Consider the following 14,665-nt stretch of genomic DNA (forward strand, 5'->3'; position numbering starts at 1 on the left):
AAATAAATTAGCGACCTGGCTGGTGGCTGGTTTATCATCAATATAATTAATACCACCAGGCTTATCCGTTTTATCCTTTTTTTCCTGAGGTTGATGTGCAGTTAACAAGTTTCACCGATTACGGATTACGTGCGCTAATCTATATGGCGTCGCTACCCGAAGGACGTATGACCAGCATTTCTGAGGTGACAGACGTCTACGGCGTGTCCCGTAATCATATGGTCAAAATAATCAATCAACTTAGCCGGGCGGGCTTTGTTACTGCTATTCGTGGAAAAAATGGCGGTATCCGCCTGGGCAAAGCGGCTAAGGATATTGTTATTGGTGATGTGGTCCGCGAGCTGGAGCCGTTGACGTTGGTCAACTGCAGCAGCGAGTTTTGCCACATTACCCCTGCCTGTCGACTCAAACAGGCACTTTCTAAGGCAGTGCAAAGTTTTCTCACGGAACTGGACAACTACACACTTGCTGATTTGGTTGAAAAGAATCAACCGCTTTATAAATTATTGCTGGTGGAGTGACGAAAATCTTCATCAGAGATGACAACGGAGGAACCGAGATGTCACATGATCCTTTCCAGGAACGCGAAGCAGAAAAATACGCGAACCCCATCCCGAGCCGGGAATTTATCCTCGAACATTTAACCAAACGTGAAAAACCGGCCAACCGCGATGAGCTGGCCGTTGAACTCAACATTGAAGGCGAAGAGCAGCTTGAAGCGCTTCGCCGTCGCCTGCGCGCGATGGAGCGTGATGGGCAACTGGTCTTCACGCGTCGCCAGTGCTACGCGCTGCCGGAGCGTCTTGACCTGCTGAAAGGCACCGTTATTGGCCATCGTGATGGCTACGGTTTTCTGCGCGTTGAAGGCCGCAAAGACGATCTGTACCTTTCCAGTGAGCAGATGAAAACCTGCATCCATGGCGATCAGGTGCTGGCGCAACCGCTGGGCGCGGACCGTAAAGGGCGCCGCGAAGCGCGGATTGTGCGCGTACTGGTGCCGAAAACCAGTCAGATTGTCGGACGTTACTTCACCGATGCGGGCGTAGGTTTTGTGGTCCCTGATGACAGCCGTCTCAGCTTCGACATCCTGATCCCGCCTGAAGAGGTGATGGGTGCACGCATGGGCTTTGTGGTGGTGGTTGAACTGACCCAGCGCCCGACCCGTCGTACCAAAGCGGTGGGTAAAATCGTTGAAGTACTCGGTGACAACATGGGCACCAGCATGGCTGTTGATATGGCCCTGCGTACGCATGAAATTCCTTATATCTGGCCTGAGGCGGTAGTTAAACAAGTCGCCGGGCTGAAAGAAGAAGTCCCGGAAGAAGCCAAAGTCGGTCGTGTTGACCTGCGTGATTTGCCGCTGGTGACAATTGATGGCGAAGATGCGCGTGACTTTGATGACGCGGTCTACTGCGAGAAGAAACGTGGAGGCGGCTGGCGTTTGTGGGTGGCTATCGCTGACGTAAGCTATTACGTTCGTCCGCCGACTCCGCTGGACCAGGAAGCGCGCAGTCGCGGTACTTCCGTCTACTTCCCGTCGCAGGTTGTGCCGATGCTGCCGGAAGTCCTTTCCAACGGTTTATGTTCGCTGAACCCGCAGGTGGACAGACTGTGTATGGTCTGTGAAATGACCATTTCCACGAAAGGGCGTCTGACGGGCTACAAGTTCTATGAAGCGGTGATGAGCTCTCATGCGCGTCTGACCTACACCAAAGTCTGGCACATGCTGCAGGGTGATGAGGAACTGCGCGAGCAATATGCACCGTTGGTAAAACACATTGAAGAGCTGCACAATCTCTACAAGGTGCTGGATAAAGGCCGTGAAGAGCGCGGCGGAATCTCGTTTGAGAGTGAAGAAGCGAAGTTTATCTTCAATGCTGAACGTCGTATTGAACGTATCGAGCAGACGCAGCGTAACGATGCACACAAGCTGATTGAAGAGTGCATGATCATGGCGAATATCTCAGCGGCGCGATTCGTTGAGAAAGCCAAAGAGCCGGCGCTGTTCCGTATCCACGACAAGCCGACGACCGAAGCCATCACCTCCTTCCGTTCCGTACTGGCGGAACTGGGGCTGGAGCTGCCGGGCGGTAACAAACCTGAGCCGCGTGATTACGCCGAACTGCTGGATTCAATTGCCGACCGTCCTGACGCAGAAATGCTGCAAACTATGCTGCTGCGTTCCATGAAGCAGGCGATTTACGATCCGGAAAACCGTGGTCACTTTGGCCTGGCGCTGCAATCTTATGCGCACTTTACCTCGCCGATCCGCCGTTATCCGGATCTTTCCTTGCACCGTGCGATCAAGTATCTGCTGGCGCAGGAGCAGGGCCATAAAGGCAACACCACGGAAACCGGCGGCTACCATTATTCGATGGAAGAAATGCTGCAGCTGGGTCAGCACTGTTCGATGGCCGAACGCCGTGCAGATGAAGCCACGCGTGATGTCTCCGACTGGCTGAAGTGTGACTTCATGCTGGATCAGGTCGGTAATGTTTTTAAAGGCGTGATTGCCAGCGTGACCGGTTTTGGCTTCTTTGTCCGACTGGACGAACTGTTTATCGACGGTCTGGTGCATGTCTCCTCGCTGGATAACGACTACTATCGCTTCGATCAGGTTGGGCAACGCCTGACCGGCGAATCAAGCGGGCAGATGTATCGCCTGGGCGATCGCGTCGAAGTTCGCGTGGAAGCGGTCAACATGGACGAGCGTAAAATCGACTTTAGCTTGATCTCCAGCGAACGTGTCCCGCGTAACGAAGGTAAAACCGCGCGCGAAAAAGCGAAAAAAGGCGATGCGGGTAAAAACACCGGTAAACGTCGCCAGGTGGGAAAAAAGGTGAATTTCGAGCCGGACAGCGCTTTCCGCGGCGAGAAAAAAGGCAAAGCCAAACCTCAGGCAGATAAAAAAACGGCTGAGAAAAAAGGCGATAAAAAAGCGAAAAAGCCATCGTCAAAAACGCTTAAAATCGCGGCCGCCACCAAAGCCAAACGTGCGGCGAAAAAGAACGTCGCACAATAACAGCCATAAACCGTAAGCCGGGCGCGCTACGCGCCGCCCGGCGTTACACCTAAACTATTAACGAGTACATTCATGAGTGAAATGATTTACGGCATCCATGCGGTGCAGGCTCTGCTTGAGCGCGCGCCTGAGCGCTTTCAGGAGGTCTTTATTCTCAAAGGGCGTGAAGACAAACGCCTGCTGCCGCTAATCCATGCCCTGGAAGCACAGGGTGTCGTCATCCAGTTGGCGAACCGCCAGTTCCTGGATGAGAAAAGTGAGGGTGCAGTTCATCAGGGGATTATCGCCCGTGTGAAACCGGGTCGTCAGTATCAGGAAAACGATCTGCCCGATCTGATCGCCTCACTCGATCAACCCTTCTTTTTGATCCTCGATGGCGTTACCGATCCACACAACTTGGGTGCTTGTCTGCGTAGCGCAGACGCTGCCGGGGTACATGCGGTTATCGTACCGAAAGATCGTTCTGCACTGCTGAATGCTACGGCAAAAAAAGTGGCCTGCGGCGCCGCAGAAAACGTACCGCTGATCCGTGTGACCAACCTGGCGCGTACCATGCGCATGCTGCAGGAAGAGAATATCTGGATTGTCGGGACGGCCGGCGAAGCTGACCATACGCTGTTCCAGAGCAAAATGACCGGCCGTATGGCGCTGGTGATGGGTGCAGAAGGCGAAGGTATGCGTCGTCTGACCCGCGAACATTGCGATGAGCTGATCAGCATTCCAATGGCAGGTAGCGTTTCGTCGCTTAACGTCTCTGTTGCGACAGGTATCTGCCTGTTTGAGGCCGTCCGCCAGCGCGGGTAATTCATTCTCCAACTCTTTCAAGCCATCCTCCGGGATGGCTTTTTTGTGACCGCTATCCCAGGCACTCTCTTTACTGAATGACCATACTTATGGTTACAGCCATTGACGGAGGGAGACACAATGCACTGGCAAACGCATACCGTTTTTAACCAACCTGTACCGCTCAATAATAGCAATTTATACCTGTCGGATGGGGCCCTGTGCGAAGCGGTCAATCGTGAAGGCGCGGCCTGGGACAGCGATCTCCTCGCCAGTATTGGTCAGCAGCTGGGCACCGCGGAATCGCTCGAATTGGGGCGTTTAGCCAACGCTTATCCACCTGAACTGCTGCGATACGATCCGCAGGGACAGCGGCTGGATGATGTGCGCTTTCATCCAGCCTGGCATTTACTGATGCAGGGGCTATGCGCTAACCGCGTGCATAATCTTGCCTGGGAAGAGGAGGCGAGGCAGGGAACGTTTGTTGCCCGAGCCGCACGCTTTATGCTGCATGCGCAGGTGGAAGCGGGAACCTTGTGTCCGGTGACCATGACCTTTGCCGCCGCGCCGCTGTTACTGCAGATGTTACCTTCACAATTTCACGACTGGCTGACGCCGCTATGCAGCGATCGCTACGACTCACATCTTCTGCCCGGCGGGCAAAAACGCGGCCTGCTGATTGGTATGGGGATGACGGAAAAACAGGGCGGCTCGGATGTACTGAGCAATACCACGCAGGCAGAACGTCTGGCGGATGGTGCGTATCGGCTGGTGGGTCATAAGTGGTTTTTCTCGGTCCCGCAAAGCGACGCCCATCTGGTGCTGGCGCAGGCAAAAGGCGGCTTATCCTGCTTTTTTGTGCCGCGATTTTTACCTGATGGTCAGCGCAATGCCATCCGTCTTGAGCGCCTTAAGGATAAGTTAGGCAATCGATCTAATGCCAGTTGTGAGGTTGAGTTTCAGGATGCGATAGGCTGGTTGCTGGGAGAAGAGGGCGAAGGTATTCGCCATATCCTGAAAATGGGCGGCATGACGCGTTTTGACTGTGCGTTGGGCAGCCATAGCATGATGCGGCGTGCCTTTTCCGTCGCGATTTACCATGCGCATCAGCGTCAGGTGTTTGGCAAGCCATTAATTGAACAACCGATGATGCGACAGGTATTAAGCCGCATGGCGCTTCAGCTGGAAGGCCAGACCGCGCTACTGTTTCGCCTGGCGCGGGCCTGGGATCGGCGAACCGATGCGAAAGAAGCGTTGTGGGCTCGGCTGTTCACCCCGGCGGCTAAGTATTCCATCTGCAAAAGCGGTATGCCATTTGTTGCAGAAGCAATGGAGGTGCTCGGCGGAGCAGGCTACTGCGAGGAAAGTGAGCTGCCGCGTTTATACCGTGAAATGCCGGTAAACAGCATCTGGGAAGGGTCTGGCAATATTATGTGTCTTGATGTGCTACGGGTGTTGGCGAAACAACCTGGTATGATCGACATGCTCAGTGAGGCCTTCGCTGAGGTCAAAGGACAGGACAGACATTACGATCGGATGGTGCGTAAGCTGCAGCAGCATTTACGCAAACCCAGTGAGGAGCTGGGGCGGGAAATCACGCAGCAGCTTTTCCTGCTGGGCTGTGGGGCGCAGATGTTGCGCTATGCTTCTCCACCAGTGGCGCAGGCCTGGTGTCAAATGATGCTGGATACGCGCGGTGGACTGAAACTGTCTGAACAGGTGCAGAATGATTTACTACTGCGGGCAACGGGGGGATTACGGTAATAATATGCCTGATGGCGACGCTAGCGCGTCTTATCATACCTACGTTCAATGTAGGGCGGATAAGTTTACGCCATCCGGCAATCTGTTAAGCATAAAGTATGGCCTGTACGCGCCAGTTATCGGGCTGCTGTTCTTCGTACATTTGAATGATCCGGTACCATGAGGCACCTTGCTCATCCGCTTTTAACGCGACTACGCGCTCCACATCCTGCGGATTTCCTGCAATGTTACTGACGGATATCTGGCCAATTTCGTTCAGGCCCGTTACGCAGTCAGCGCTGGCGAACTCGGCAGACTGTGCCGTGGTATCCACCAGTCCGGCAGAAAGCAGCAGTGAGGATAAGGCAAGTGATTGTTTCATCGTCAGCTCCATTATTCGTACCCCTACACATGGCAGGGCATTCCATCGCGAGAATAAACCTCAAGCTCCCTGCTGTTGGTTTATTGTGCACAGGTAAACGCATAGGGGCGCAAAGCAATGTAAAGCTGACAAAATTTCAACCCAATGTTATTTACGATACAAAATAGCTTGTGAATACCATTGGCCTGTCACGATGGTCTCATCGACTAATAAGACAACGTAGTAATCAGCTTTAGCCGCGACGGCTTTGGCACGGATCTCTGCCAGCGCATCATCCGGAGAGCCTCTTACCAGCGCGCTGACCGTCCCTAATCGTTGTAACCCATTACTCTGGTCACGACGGATCTCCTGCGGGTGGTCGGCGACGGGTGGTGCCGGTTGTGGCGTACCCTGCAGCACGCTACAGGCGCTTAACAACATCACCATCATCAAAGAGGCAAACCGACGCATAACTCTATCTCGTTTCCTGATAGCCATAGTGTAGTGCCTTATCAATTTCCCTTAAGGGGAATGTTCCCGAAATGTTATCTCTCACGCGATTTTCGAATGAAAATGTTGCGAAAGCGTAACCCAGTTCTCAACATTATGAATCATTGCCGTACACATTCACTTGCGTTAAGTATTTCTCCATGGCATACCAGAAAAAAAGAGGCGGCAAATGATAGAAATTGAAACACGGCAGCTGGCGGGTATACCTGTCCTGCACGCATTCCCTGCGGATAAACGCGACTTTTCACTCCCCTGCGTTATCGTCTACCACGGGTTTACTTCTTCCAGTCTGGTCTACAGCTATTTTGCCGTTGCGCTGGCGCAGGCCGGGTTCCGGGTCATCATGCCCGATGCGCCAGATCATGGTGCGCGGTTCCACGGCGACGCACAGGACAGAATGCACCGCTTCTGGCAGATATTGCAGCAAAACATGCAGGAATTTACGGCGTTACGTGCGGCGCTGGTGGCGGAATCCTGGCTGCTGGATGCACGCCTTGCCGTGGCCGGGGCATCAATGGGTGGCATGACGACGCTGGGAATTATGGCGCGCTATCCTGATGTGAAATGTGCAGCCAGCCTGATGGGTTCAGGCTATTTTACCCAGCTTGCTCACACGCTTTTCCCCCCGATATCGGAGCAGCAGGCGGAGTTTGATGCGATCATCGCGCCGCTCACCGAGTGGGATGTAACACATCAACTGGAACGACTGGCCGACAGACCGCTGCTGTTATGGCATGGCCTGGACGACGACGTCGTGCCGGCAGTGGAAACCTTACGCTTACAGCAGGCGCTGATCCAGGCTGGTCTGGACAACTCGCTGACCTGCCTGTGGGAAGCGGGCGTACGGCACCGCATCACGCCTGAAGCGCTGGCGGCGACCGTTGCATTTTTCCGCCAACATCTCTAAACGCGCAGAATGCTCACGCCTTGTGCTTCAAGTTGTTGCAGGATCTCAGGGTTAGCGTTTTTGCCGGTTATCAGCATGTCGATTTGATCGGCACGGCTGAACAGCATTCCCGCGCGCTCACCCACCTTGCTGCTATCAACCAATACCACCAGTTTGCCGACCACGTTAAGCATCTTTTGTTCTGCCATTGCGGTGAGCATATCGGTTTTATACAGCCCGTCAGCGGTGAGTCCTTTACCGCTGGTAAACATCCAGTGTCCTGCATACAGGCTATTTTCGCTGCCTTGCGGGCTCAGCGTGATGGACTGGCTCTTGTTATATTGCCCCCCCATGATGATCACGCTTTCATGCTCCTGGTCGATCAGAAAATTCGCCAGCGGCAGGTAGTTGGTGATGATCTGCACCGGCTTGCCGCACATTTCGCGTCCAAGCAGGAACGCCGTTGATCCACAGTTGATCACTACGCTTTCACCTGCGTTCACTAGCTGAGAAGCCGCTTTGGCAATGCGTACTTTTTCGTCGTGGTTCTGCGCCTGATGCAGATTCATAGGCGTCCAGCGCGGACGCTGCTGGGTAATGGCTTCTGCGCCATTACGGACTTTCTTGAGCTTGCCGCTTTCGTCGAGTTTGTTGATATCCCGGCGTGCCGTGGCCGGTGAAATCCCCAGACGCTCAATCACGTTCTCAACGGTAACAAAGCCCAACTGTGCCAGCATATCCAGCAATATTTGATGTCTTTGTGCTTCAGTCATGAGCTATTCCGATACAAATTGATTTGAAAAGATGATATTTGAAATAGCCTGAAAATACTAAGATAAATGGGTAAAAATGCCGGGAAGACCCGGCATTTTAAGTGTAATCACAGGAAGGATTTAAACGGTAAGTCCGGTTCAATGGTGAAGCAGTCGTCAAAGCCGCGTGGGTAGTGATATTCAAAGTTATCTTTGTCCAGCGGCCAGGTGAACTTGCCGCCAACCTGCCAGATAAAAGGCTTGAAGCCATATTTCAGTCGATCTTTTTTCATCTCCCACAGTACGCGGATCTCCTGCGGATCGGCCTGGAAGTTTGACCAGATATCATGGTGGAACGGGATAACAACCTGGGTATTTAGCGCTTCTGCCATGCGCAGCATATCGGAACTAGTCATTTTGTCGGTGATACCCCGTGGGTTCTCACCGTAGGAGCCGAGCGCCACGTCGATGTGATGCTCATTGCCGTGCTTCGCGTAGTAGTTAGAGTAGTGGGAGTCACCGCTGTGATACAGCGTACCGCCCGGCGTTTTGAACAGGTAGTTAACCGCACGTGCATCCATGCCGTCAGGCAGGACGCCTGCCGCTTTTTGATCCGCAGGCAAGGTGATTAATGCAGTACGATCAAACGCGTCGAGCGCATGAATCTCAATATCTTTTACTTTAACAACGTCGCCCGGTTTTACGACGATGCAGCGTTCTTTTGGTACACCCCAACCAACCCACAGATCCACGCAGGTTTGCGGTCCGATAAACGGAACATCGTCGGCACAGTTCTGCATGACGGCGGCAGCAACATTGACGTCAATGTGATCGTTATGATCGTGCGTGGCCAGTACGGCGTCGATCTGACGAATAGCGAAAGGATCGAGAACAAATGGCGTGGTGCGCAGGTTTGGTTGGAGCTTCTTCACGCCTGCCATACGCTGCATCTGATGGCCCGCTTTCATTAGCGGATTACCATGACTCTGCTTGCCAGTTCCGCACCAGAAGTCGACGCAGACGTTCGTCCCACCTTCCGATTTTAACCAAATTCCGGTACAGCCCAGCCACCACATAGCAAAGGTGCCCGGTGCAACCTGTTCCTGTTCGATCTCTTCGTTTAGCCAGCTACCCCACTCCGGGAACGTGCTCAGGATCCATGATTCACGCGTGATACTTTTCACTTTACTCATCGCATTTACCTTCATGTTTGTTCAAGTTGAATCAATATGTGATTTATTTTGATTAATCCTGACATTATTTTTTCATATTGGCAATGGGGTATTTTTACGCTTTGTCGGGGTTAAACAAAAGGTAATGTAATGATTTTAGGAGAGGGTTTGTGAGCGGTCATGTTTTAATTTATTGATTATATTGGTGTTAATTGATTTTTATATCTCGCTGTAATTACCCATCCAACAAATGTGGTAATTATTTGCGTACTCCATCACATTTAATCAAATTCAATCTTGTTGTGATTACTTTTGAAAATTACAGTGAGGGCACAACATCCGGGGCATGTGGAAAGCCCGGCAACTTCGTCTACTGGAGATCGTTATGGAGATCCTCTACAACATCTTTACCGTGTTCTTTAATCAGGTCATGACCAACGCTCCGCTGCTGTTGGGTATTGTGACCTGTCTCGGTTACATCCTGTTGCGTAAAAGTGTCAGCGTCATTATCAAGGGCACTATCAAAACGATCATCGGCTTTATGCTGCTGCAGGCGGGGTCTGGCATTCTCACCAGCACGTTCAAACCGGTAGTGGCGAAGATGTCCGAAGTTTACGGTATCAACGGTGCGATTTCCGATACCTACGCCTCGATGATGGCGACTATCGAACGCATGGGCGATGCCTATAGTTGGGTGGGTTATGCGGTGCTGTTAGCGCTGGCGCTGAACATTTGTTACGTGCTGCTGCGGCGGATTACCGGTATTCGTACCATCATGCTCACCGGGCATATCATGTTCCAACAGGCGGGTCTGATTGCGGTTTCCTTCTACATCTTCGGCTATTCCATGTGGACCACCATTATCTGCACGGCGGTGCTGGTGTCGCTCTACTGGGGTATCACTTCTAACATGATGTACAAGCCGACGCAGGAAGTGACCGACGGCTGCGGCTTCTCTATCGGTCACCAGCAGCAGTTTGCTTCGTGGATTGCCTATAAAGTCGCGCCGTATCTGGGCAAAAAAGAAGAGAGCGTTGAAGACCTCAAATTGCCGGGGTGGCTGAATATTTTCCACGACAACATCGTCTCGACGGCGATTGTGATGACCATTTTCTTCGGCGCGATCCTGCTCTCCTTCGGTATTGATGTGGTGCAGGCGATGGCGGGGAAAACCCACTGGACGGTCTATATCCTACAAACCGGCTTCTCGTTCGCGGTGGCTATTTTCATCATCACTCAGGGCGTGCGCATGTTTGTCGCCGAACTCTCTGAAGCCTTCAACGGCATCTCCCAACGCTTAATCCCTGGCGCGGTACTGGCTATCGACTGTGCAGCAATATATAGCTTCGCGCCGAACGCCGTGGTCTGGGGTTTTATGTGGGGCACCATCGGTCAGCTGATTGCCGTCGGTATCCTTGTTGGTTTCGGCTCCTCCATTCTGATCATCCCCGGCTTTATCCCGATGTTCTTCTCTAACGCCACCATCGGCGTGTTTGCCAACCACTTTGGCGGCTGGCGTGCGGCGCTCAAGATTTGCCTGGTGATGGGCATGATTGAAATCTTCGGCTGCGTCTGGGCGGTAAAACTGACCGGCATGAGCGCCTGGATGGGCATGGCTGACTGGTCAATTTTGGCACCGCCGATGATGCAGGGCTTCGCCTCCATTGGGCTGATTTTTATGGCCGTCATTATTGTGATTGCACTGGCTTATATGTTTTTCGCAGGGCGCTCATTGCGTGCTGAGGAAGACGCAGAAAAACAACTGGCAGAACAGTCTGCTTAATAAGGAGTTCCGATTATGACCGTACGTATTCTGGCTGTATGTGGCAATGGGCAAGGCAGTTCCATGATCATGAAAATGAAAGTGGATCAGTTTTTAACCCAGTCAAATATCGACCACACGGTGAACAGTTGCGCGGTGGGTGAATACAAAAGTGAGCTGAGCGGTGCGGATATCATCATCGCCTCCACCCATATCGCCGGTGAGATTACCGTAACCGGCAACAAATACGTGGTGGGCGTTCGCAACATGCTGTCGCCTGCTGACTTTGGTCCGAAGCTGCTGGAAGTGATCAAAGAACATTTCCCGAAGGACGTGAAGTAAGGACGCACCATGAAATTACGTGATTCGCTGGCAGAAAATAACTCCATTCTTTTGCAGGCCGACGCCAGGACCTGGCAGGAAGCGGTAAAACTGAGCGTTGACCTGCTGGTTAAGGCTGACGTGGTTGAGCCGCGTTACTACCAGGCCATCCTCGACGGCGTTGAGCAGTTTGGTCCGTACTTTGTCATTGCACCCGGCCTGGCAATGCCGCACGGGCGTCCGGAAGAGGGCGTGAAGAAAACCGGTTTTGCGCTGGTGACGCTGAAAACGCCGCTGGTGTTCAACCACGAAGATAACGACCCGGTCGATATCCTGATAACCATGGCGGCGGTCGACGCCAACACCCATCAGGAAGTGGGCATTATGCAGATCGTCAATCTGTTTGACGATGAAGCTAATTTCGATCGTTTACGTGCCTGTCGCACCGCGCAGGAAGTGCTGGATTTAATTGATAACGCCAACGCGGCGGCTGTTTAAAAGGAACACTAAAATGTCATTACCTATGTTGCAGGTTGCGCTGGATAACCAATCCATGTCTTCCGCGTATGAAACGACGCGTCTGATTGCCGATGAAGTGGACATTATCGAAGTCGGTACCATTCTTTGCGTGGCTGAGGGCGTGCGCGCAGTTCGCGATCTGAAAGCGCTGTACCCGCATAAAATCGTGCTGGCGGATGCCAAAATTGCCGATGCCGGCAAAATTCTCTCCCGCATGTGTTTTGAAGCCAACGCTGACTGGGTGACCGTTATCTGCTGTGCGGATATTAACACCACCAAGGGCGCGTTGGACGTGGCGAAAGAGTTCAACGGCGACGTGCAGATTGAGCTGACTGGCTACTGGACATGGGAGCAGGCGCAGGAGTGGCGCGATGCGGGCATCGCGCAGGTGGTGTATCACCGCAGTCGTGATGCCCAGGCTGCAGGCGTTGCCTGGGGTGAGGCGGATATCAGCGCCATCAAACGTCTGTCTGATATGGGCTTTAAAGTTACCGTAACCGGTGGTCTGGCGCTGGAAGACCTGCCGTTGTTTAAAGGTATTCCGATTCACGTGTTTATCGCCGGTCGCAGCATTCGTGACGCCGCTTCTCCGGTTGAAGCCGCGCGTCAGTTCAAACGTTCCATTGCCCAACTCTGGGGCTAAGGAGCAGCTATGCTGTCGAAACAAATTCCGCTCGGCATCTATGAAAAAGCGCTCCCCGCCGGGGAGTGCTGGATGGAACGTCTGCGGATGGCGAAAGAGCTGGGTTTTGATTTTGTGGAAATGTCGGTGGATGAAACCGACGCCCGCCTGGCGCGTCTCGACTGGAGTCGCGAACAGCGCCTGGCACTGGTAAGCGCTATTGCCGAAACCGGTGTGCGGGTGCCGTCGATGTGCCTGAGCGCTCATCGCCGCTTCCCCCTCGGCAGCGAGGATGACGCGGTTCGTAAGCAGGGTCTGGAGATTATGCGTAAAGCGATCCAGTTCGCCCAGGACGTCGGTATTCGTGTCATTCAGCTCGCGGGTTACGACGTTTACTATCAGGAAGCCAATAACGAGACGCGCCGCCGTTTTCGCGATGGGCTGAAAGAAAGCGTCGAGATGGCCAGCCGCGCGCAGGTGACGCTGGCGATGGAAATCATGGACTACCCGCTGATGAACTCGATAAGCAAAGCGCTGGGCTACGCGCACTATCTCAATAACCCGTGGTTCCAGCTTTATCCGGACATCGGCAACCTGTCGGCGTGGGATAACGACGTGCAGATGGAGCTACAAGCGGGAATCGGGCATATCGTCGCCGTGCATGTGAAAGACACCAAACCTGGCGTGTTCAAGAATGTGCCGTTTGGCGATGGGGTTGTTGATTTTGAACGCTGCTTTGAGACGCTCAAACAAAGCGGTTACTGCGGACCTTATCTGATTGAGATGTGGAGTGAAGCGTCAGACGACCCGGCGGCAGAAGTGGCGAAAGCGCGTGATTGGGTGAAAGCGCGCATGGCCAGCGCTGGTCTGGTGGAGGCTGCATAATGCAAACGCTCAAACAGCAGGTGTTCGACGCCAACATGGATTTGCCGCGTTATGGCCTCGTGACCTTTACCTGGGGTAACGTCAGCGCTATTGACCGTGAACGTGGGCTGGTGGTGATCAAGCCCAGTGGTGTCGCCTACGAACGCATGACCGTTGACGATATGGTGGTGGTCGATATGTCAGGGAAGGTGGTAGAAGGTGGCTATCGTCCTTCCTCCGATACCGCGACCCATCTGGTGCTGTATCGACGCTATCCATCGCTTGGCGGTGTGGTGCATACCCACTCCACCCACGCCACGGCCTGGGCGCAGGCGGGCCTGGCGATCCCGGCGCTGGGCACCACTCACGCGGACTACTTCTTTGGCGATATTCCTTGTACCCGGGCATTAACGGAAGAAGAAGTGCAGGGCGAGTATGAACTGAATACCGGCAAAGTGATCGTCGAAACGCTGGGCGACGCCGAGCCGCTGCATACGCCGGGCATTGTGGTATATCAGCACGGCCCGTTTGCCTGGGGCAAAGACGCCCATGATGCGGTGCATAACGCGGTGGTGATGGAAGAGGTCGCAAAGATGGCGTGGATTGCGCGCGGCATTAACCCTGACCTCAACCCCATTGATGACTACCTGATGAATAAACACTTCATGCGTAAGCACGGCCCAAACGCCTATTACGGACAGAAGTAAGAAAAATGCCCCGGAGCTAAATCTTTAAGGGGATGTTATCGGTCTGGCTCCGAGGGCGTTTTACTGCAAAAAAAGCCCCCAATCAAGGGGGCAAGTCAAACTGTGACAATGTTCTCGTTGGTTATTTCTGGGTAGCTAGCGATAAATATCCGCGCTGGCGTGCATATTTCCGTTACTGCCGGGTTCCCTGGTGAGGATCACATGGTAGTAGGTTGCGCCTTGCGCATCGGTCTCTTCATTCAGGGCCTGATTTGCTTCACTTTCAGTGGCGAAGTTATGGTTTATGTAAATCACGCCTAAGCTCTGCACATCATCCATATTCCTGGCCTGACGATGGGTAATTTCAATGGCTGCCATTGCATTTGCACTTAGCAAAAGCACAGCCAGAAGGGTCAAAACACGGGCTCGCATATGTACCTCCTCGACTGCGGTCTCTGGTTAGCTCTCTCCTGTGAGTGGATAACTTCTGATTTAATTTTAACCACAACCGACAGAGTCGATAGCGACCATTTCTGATGCAGTTGTTCAAAAAATTACCGCAAAGCCATCTTTTCTTTAATTAACAATCAGCTGATGCCTTCCGCTGCGGTTAAAAATTCCTGTTTTCCAGGCACAAGCTCTTACCAAATGGTCAATTTAAT

At 53.1% G+C, this 14,665-nt stretch carries 16 protein-coding genes; 11 read left to right on the forward strand and 5 right to left on the reverse strand.

What is annotated here, in order from left to right; all coding sequences use genetic code 11:
* The first annotated feature begins 95 nt into the window (after positions 1-95).
* The 4 genes from nsrR (at position 96) to JQ822_RS18675 (ending at position 5,569) form a co-directional block, all read left to right on the forward strand.
* Positions 96-521 (forward strand): nitric oxide-sensing transcriptional repressor NsrR, encoded by a 426-nt coding sequence (gene nsrR / locus JQ822_RS18660; RefSeq protein WP_213134716.1) that lies wholly within the window; start codon positions 96-98, stop codon positions 519-521.
* A gap of 38 nt (positions 522-559) precedes the next feature.
* Entirely contained in the window at positions 560-3,022 is a 2,463-nt protein-coding gene (gene rnr, locus JQ822_RS18665; RefSeq protein ID WP_213134717.1) for a ribonuclease R, read from the forward strand.
* A gap of 72 nt (positions 3,023-3,094) precedes the next feature.
* Positions 3,095-3,826 (forward strand): 23S rRNA (guanosine(2251)-2'-O)-methyltransferase RlmB, encoded by a 732-nt coding sequence (gene rlmB / locus JQ822_RS18670; protein ID WP_135323411.1) that lies wholly within the window; start codon positions 3,095-3,097, stop codon positions 3,824-3,826.
* A gap of 120 nt (positions 3,827-3,946) precedes the next feature.
* Positions 3,947-5,569 (forward strand): isovaleryl-CoA dehydrogenase, encoded by a 1,623-nt coding sequence (locus tag JQ822_RS18675; protein WP_213134718.1) that lies wholly within the window; start codon positions 3,947-3,949, stop codon positions 5,567-5,569.
* Between the two features lie 85 nt (positions 5,570-5,654).
* Here JQ822_RS18675 and yjfN read toward each other — a convergent pair whose 3' ends face one another.
* Together yjfN and bsmA are read right to left on the reverse strand one after the other, a co-directional pair.
* Positions 5,655-5,930, reverse strand: coding sequence for a DUF1471 family protease activator YjfN (gene yjfN, locus JQ822_RS18680; protein ID WP_135323403.1), 276 nt, complete (start codon positions 5,928-5,930; stop codon positions 5,655-5,657).
* 147 nt (positions 5,931-6,077) lie between these two features.
* Entirely contained in the window at positions 6,078-6,407 is a 330-nt protein-coding gene (gene bsmA / locus JQ822_RS18685) for a biofilm peroxide resistance protein BsmA (RefSeq protein WP_213134719.1), read from the reverse strand.
* Positions 6,408-6,588: 181 nt separating this feature from the next.
* Here bsmA and yjfP point away from each other — a divergent pair, with 181 nt between their 5' ends.
* Positions 6,589-7,326 carry an esterase gene (gene yjfP / locus JQ822_RS18690; RefSeq protein WP_213134720.1) on the forward strand — a complete coding sequence of 246 codons (738 nt, stop codon included), beginning with the start codon at positions 6,589-6,591 and terminating at the stop codon, positions 7,324-7,326.
* Here yjfP and ulaR read toward each other — a convergent pair.
* Complete coding sequence (gene ulaR / locus JQ822_RS18695; RefSeq protein WP_135323400.1) at positions 7,323-8,078, reverse strand: HTH-type transcriptional regulator UlaR; 756 nt, start codon at positions 8,076-8,078, stop codon at positions 7,323-7,325. The two genes, yjfP and ulaR, sit on opposite strands and share 4 nt — an antisense overlap.
* A 107-nt stretch (positions 8,079-8,185) precedes the next feature.
* Positions 8,186-9,250, reverse strand: coding sequence for an L-ascorbate 6-phosphate lactonase (gene ulaG / locus JQ822_RS18700; protein ID WP_213134721.1), 1,065 nt, complete (start codon positions 9,248-9,250; stop codon positions 8,186-8,188).
* Between the two features lie 364 nt (positions 9,251-9,614).
* Between ulaG and ulaA the strand changes: the two genes are divergently transcribed.
* Genes ulaA through JQ822_RS18730 form a run of 6 tightly spaced genes read left to right on the forward strand, consistent with a single transcriptional unit; the run spans position 9,615 to position 14,024 of the window.
* Positions 9,615-11,012 (forward strand): PTS ascorbate transporter subunit IIC, encoded by a 1,398-nt coding sequence (ulaA, locus tag JQ822_RS18705; RefSeq protein WP_213134722.1) that lies wholly within the window; start codon positions 9,615-9,617, stop codon positions 11,010-11,012.
* Between the two features lie 15 nt (positions 11,013-11,027).
* Positions 11,028-11,333 (forward strand): PTS ascorbate transporter subunit IIB, encoded by a 306-nt coding sequence (ulaB, locus tag JQ822_RS18710; RefSeq protein ID WP_135323398.1) that lies wholly within the window; start codon positions 11,028-11,030, stop codon positions 11,331-11,333.
* A 9-nt stretch (positions 11,334-11,342) separates the two neighbouring features.
* Positions 11,343-11,810: a PTS ascorbate transporter subunit IIA gene (ulaC, locus tag JQ822_RS18715; RefSeq protein WP_213134723.1), complete on the forward strand. Its 468-nt coding sequence runs from the start codon at positions 11,343-11,345 to the stop codon at positions 11,808-11,810.
* A gap of 13 nt (positions 11,811-11,823) precedes the next feature.
* Positions 11,824-12,474: a 3-keto-L-gulonate-6-phosphate decarboxylase UlaD gene (gene ulaD, locus JQ822_RS18720; RefSeq protein ID WP_213134724.1), complete on the forward strand. Its 651-nt coding sequence runs from the start codon at positions 11,824-11,826 to the stop codon at positions 12,472-12,474.
* A gap of 9 nt (positions 12,475-12,483) precedes the next feature.
* Positions 12,484-13,338, forward strand: coding sequence for an L-ribulose-5-phosphate 3-epimerase UlaE (gene ulaE / locus JQ822_RS18725; protein WP_213134725.1), 855 nt, complete (start codon positions 12,484-12,486; stop codon positions 13,336-13,338).
* Positions 13,338-14,024, forward strand: coding sequence for an L-ribulose-5-phosphate 4-epimerase (locus JQ822_RS18730; RefSeq protein ID WP_213134726.1), 687 nt, complete (start codon positions 13,338-13,340; stop codon positions 14,022-14,024). The genes ulaE and JQ822_RS18730 overlap by 1 nt, the downstream gene beginning before the upstream one ends.
* Positions 14,025-14,159: 135 nt before the next feature.
* On the opposite strand, the gene yjfY is transcribed toward JQ822_RS18730, so the two are convergent.
* Positions 14,160-14,435: a DUF1471 family protein YjfY gene (yjfY, locus tag JQ822_RS18735; RefSeq protein WP_135323393.1), complete on the reverse strand. Its 276-nt coding sequence runs from the start codon at positions 14,433-14,435 to the stop codon at positions 14,160-14,162.
* Between the last annotated feature and the right edge of the window lie 230 nt (positions 14,436-14,665).

The sequence above is a fragment of the Citrobacter sp. FP75 genome (genome assembly GCF_018342065.1).
Classification (GTDB): domain Bacteria; phylum Pseudomonadota; class Gammaproteobacteria; order Enterobacterales; family Enterobacteriaceae; genus Citrobacter.

What these genes read in the sequence shown, in the direction of transcription:
- rlmB (WP_135323411.1), top strand. Translation starts at nt 3,095, where the DNA reads ATGAGTGAAATGATTTACGGCATCCATGCGGTGCAGGCTCTGCTTGAG.
- ulaB (WP_135323398.1), top strand. Translation starts at nt 11,028, where the DNA reads ATGACCGTACGTATTCTGGCTGTATGTGGCAATGGGCAAGGCAGTTCC.
- bsmA (WP_213134719.1), bottom strand. Translation starts at nt 6,407, where the DNA reads ATGGCTATCAGGAAACGAGATAGAGTTATGCGTCGGTTTGCCTCTTTG.
- ulaA (WP_213134722.1), top strand. Translation starts at nt 9,615, where the DNA reads ATGGAGATCCTCTACAACATCTTTACCGTGTTCTTTAATCAGGTCATG.
- ulaR (WP_135323400.1), bottom strand. Translation starts at nt 8,078, where the DNA reads ATGACTGAAGCACAAAGACATCAAATATTGCTGGATATGCTGGCACAG.
- ulaG (WP_213134721.1), bottom strand. Translation starts at nt 9,250, where the DNA reads ATGAGTAAAGTGAAAAGTATCACGCGTGAATCATGGATCCTGAGCACG.
- rnr (WP_213134717.1), top strand. Translation starts at nt 560, where the DNA reads ATGTCACATGATCCTTTCCAGGAACGCGAAGCAGAAAAATACGCGAAC.
- JQ822_RS18730 (WP_213134726.1), top strand. Translation starts at nt 13,338, where the DNA reads ATGCAAACGCTCAAACAGCAGGTGTTCGACGCCAACATGGATTTGCCG.
- ulaC (WP_213134723.1), top strand. Translation starts at nt 11,343, where the DNA reads ATGAAATTACGTGATTCGCTGGCAGAAAATAACTCCATTCTTTTGCAG.
- ulaE (WP_213134725.1), top strand. Translation starts at nt 12,484, where the DNA reads ATGCTGTCGAAACAAATTCCGCTCGGCATCTATGAAAAAGCGCTCCCC.
- JQ822_RS18675 (WP_213134718.1), top strand. Translation starts at nt 3,947, where the DNA reads ATGCACTGGCAAACGCATACCGTTTTTAACCAACCTGTACCGCTCAAT.
- ulaD (WP_213134724.1), top strand. Translation starts at nt 11,824, where the DNA reads ATGTCATTACCTATGTTGCAGGTTGCGCTGGATAACCAATCCATGTCT.
- yjfP (WP_213134720.1), top strand. Translation starts at nt 6,589, where the DNA reads ATGATAGAAATTGAAACACGGCAGCTGGCGGGTATACCTGTCCTGCAC.
- yjfY (WP_135323393.1), bottom strand. Translation starts at nt 14,435, where the DNA reads ATGCGAGCCCGTGTTTTGACCCTTCTGGCTGTGCTTTTGCTAAGTGCA.
- yjfN (WP_135323403.1), bottom strand. Translation starts at nt 5,930, where the DNA reads ATGAAACAATCACTTGCCTTATCCTCACTGCTGCTTTCTGCCGGACTG.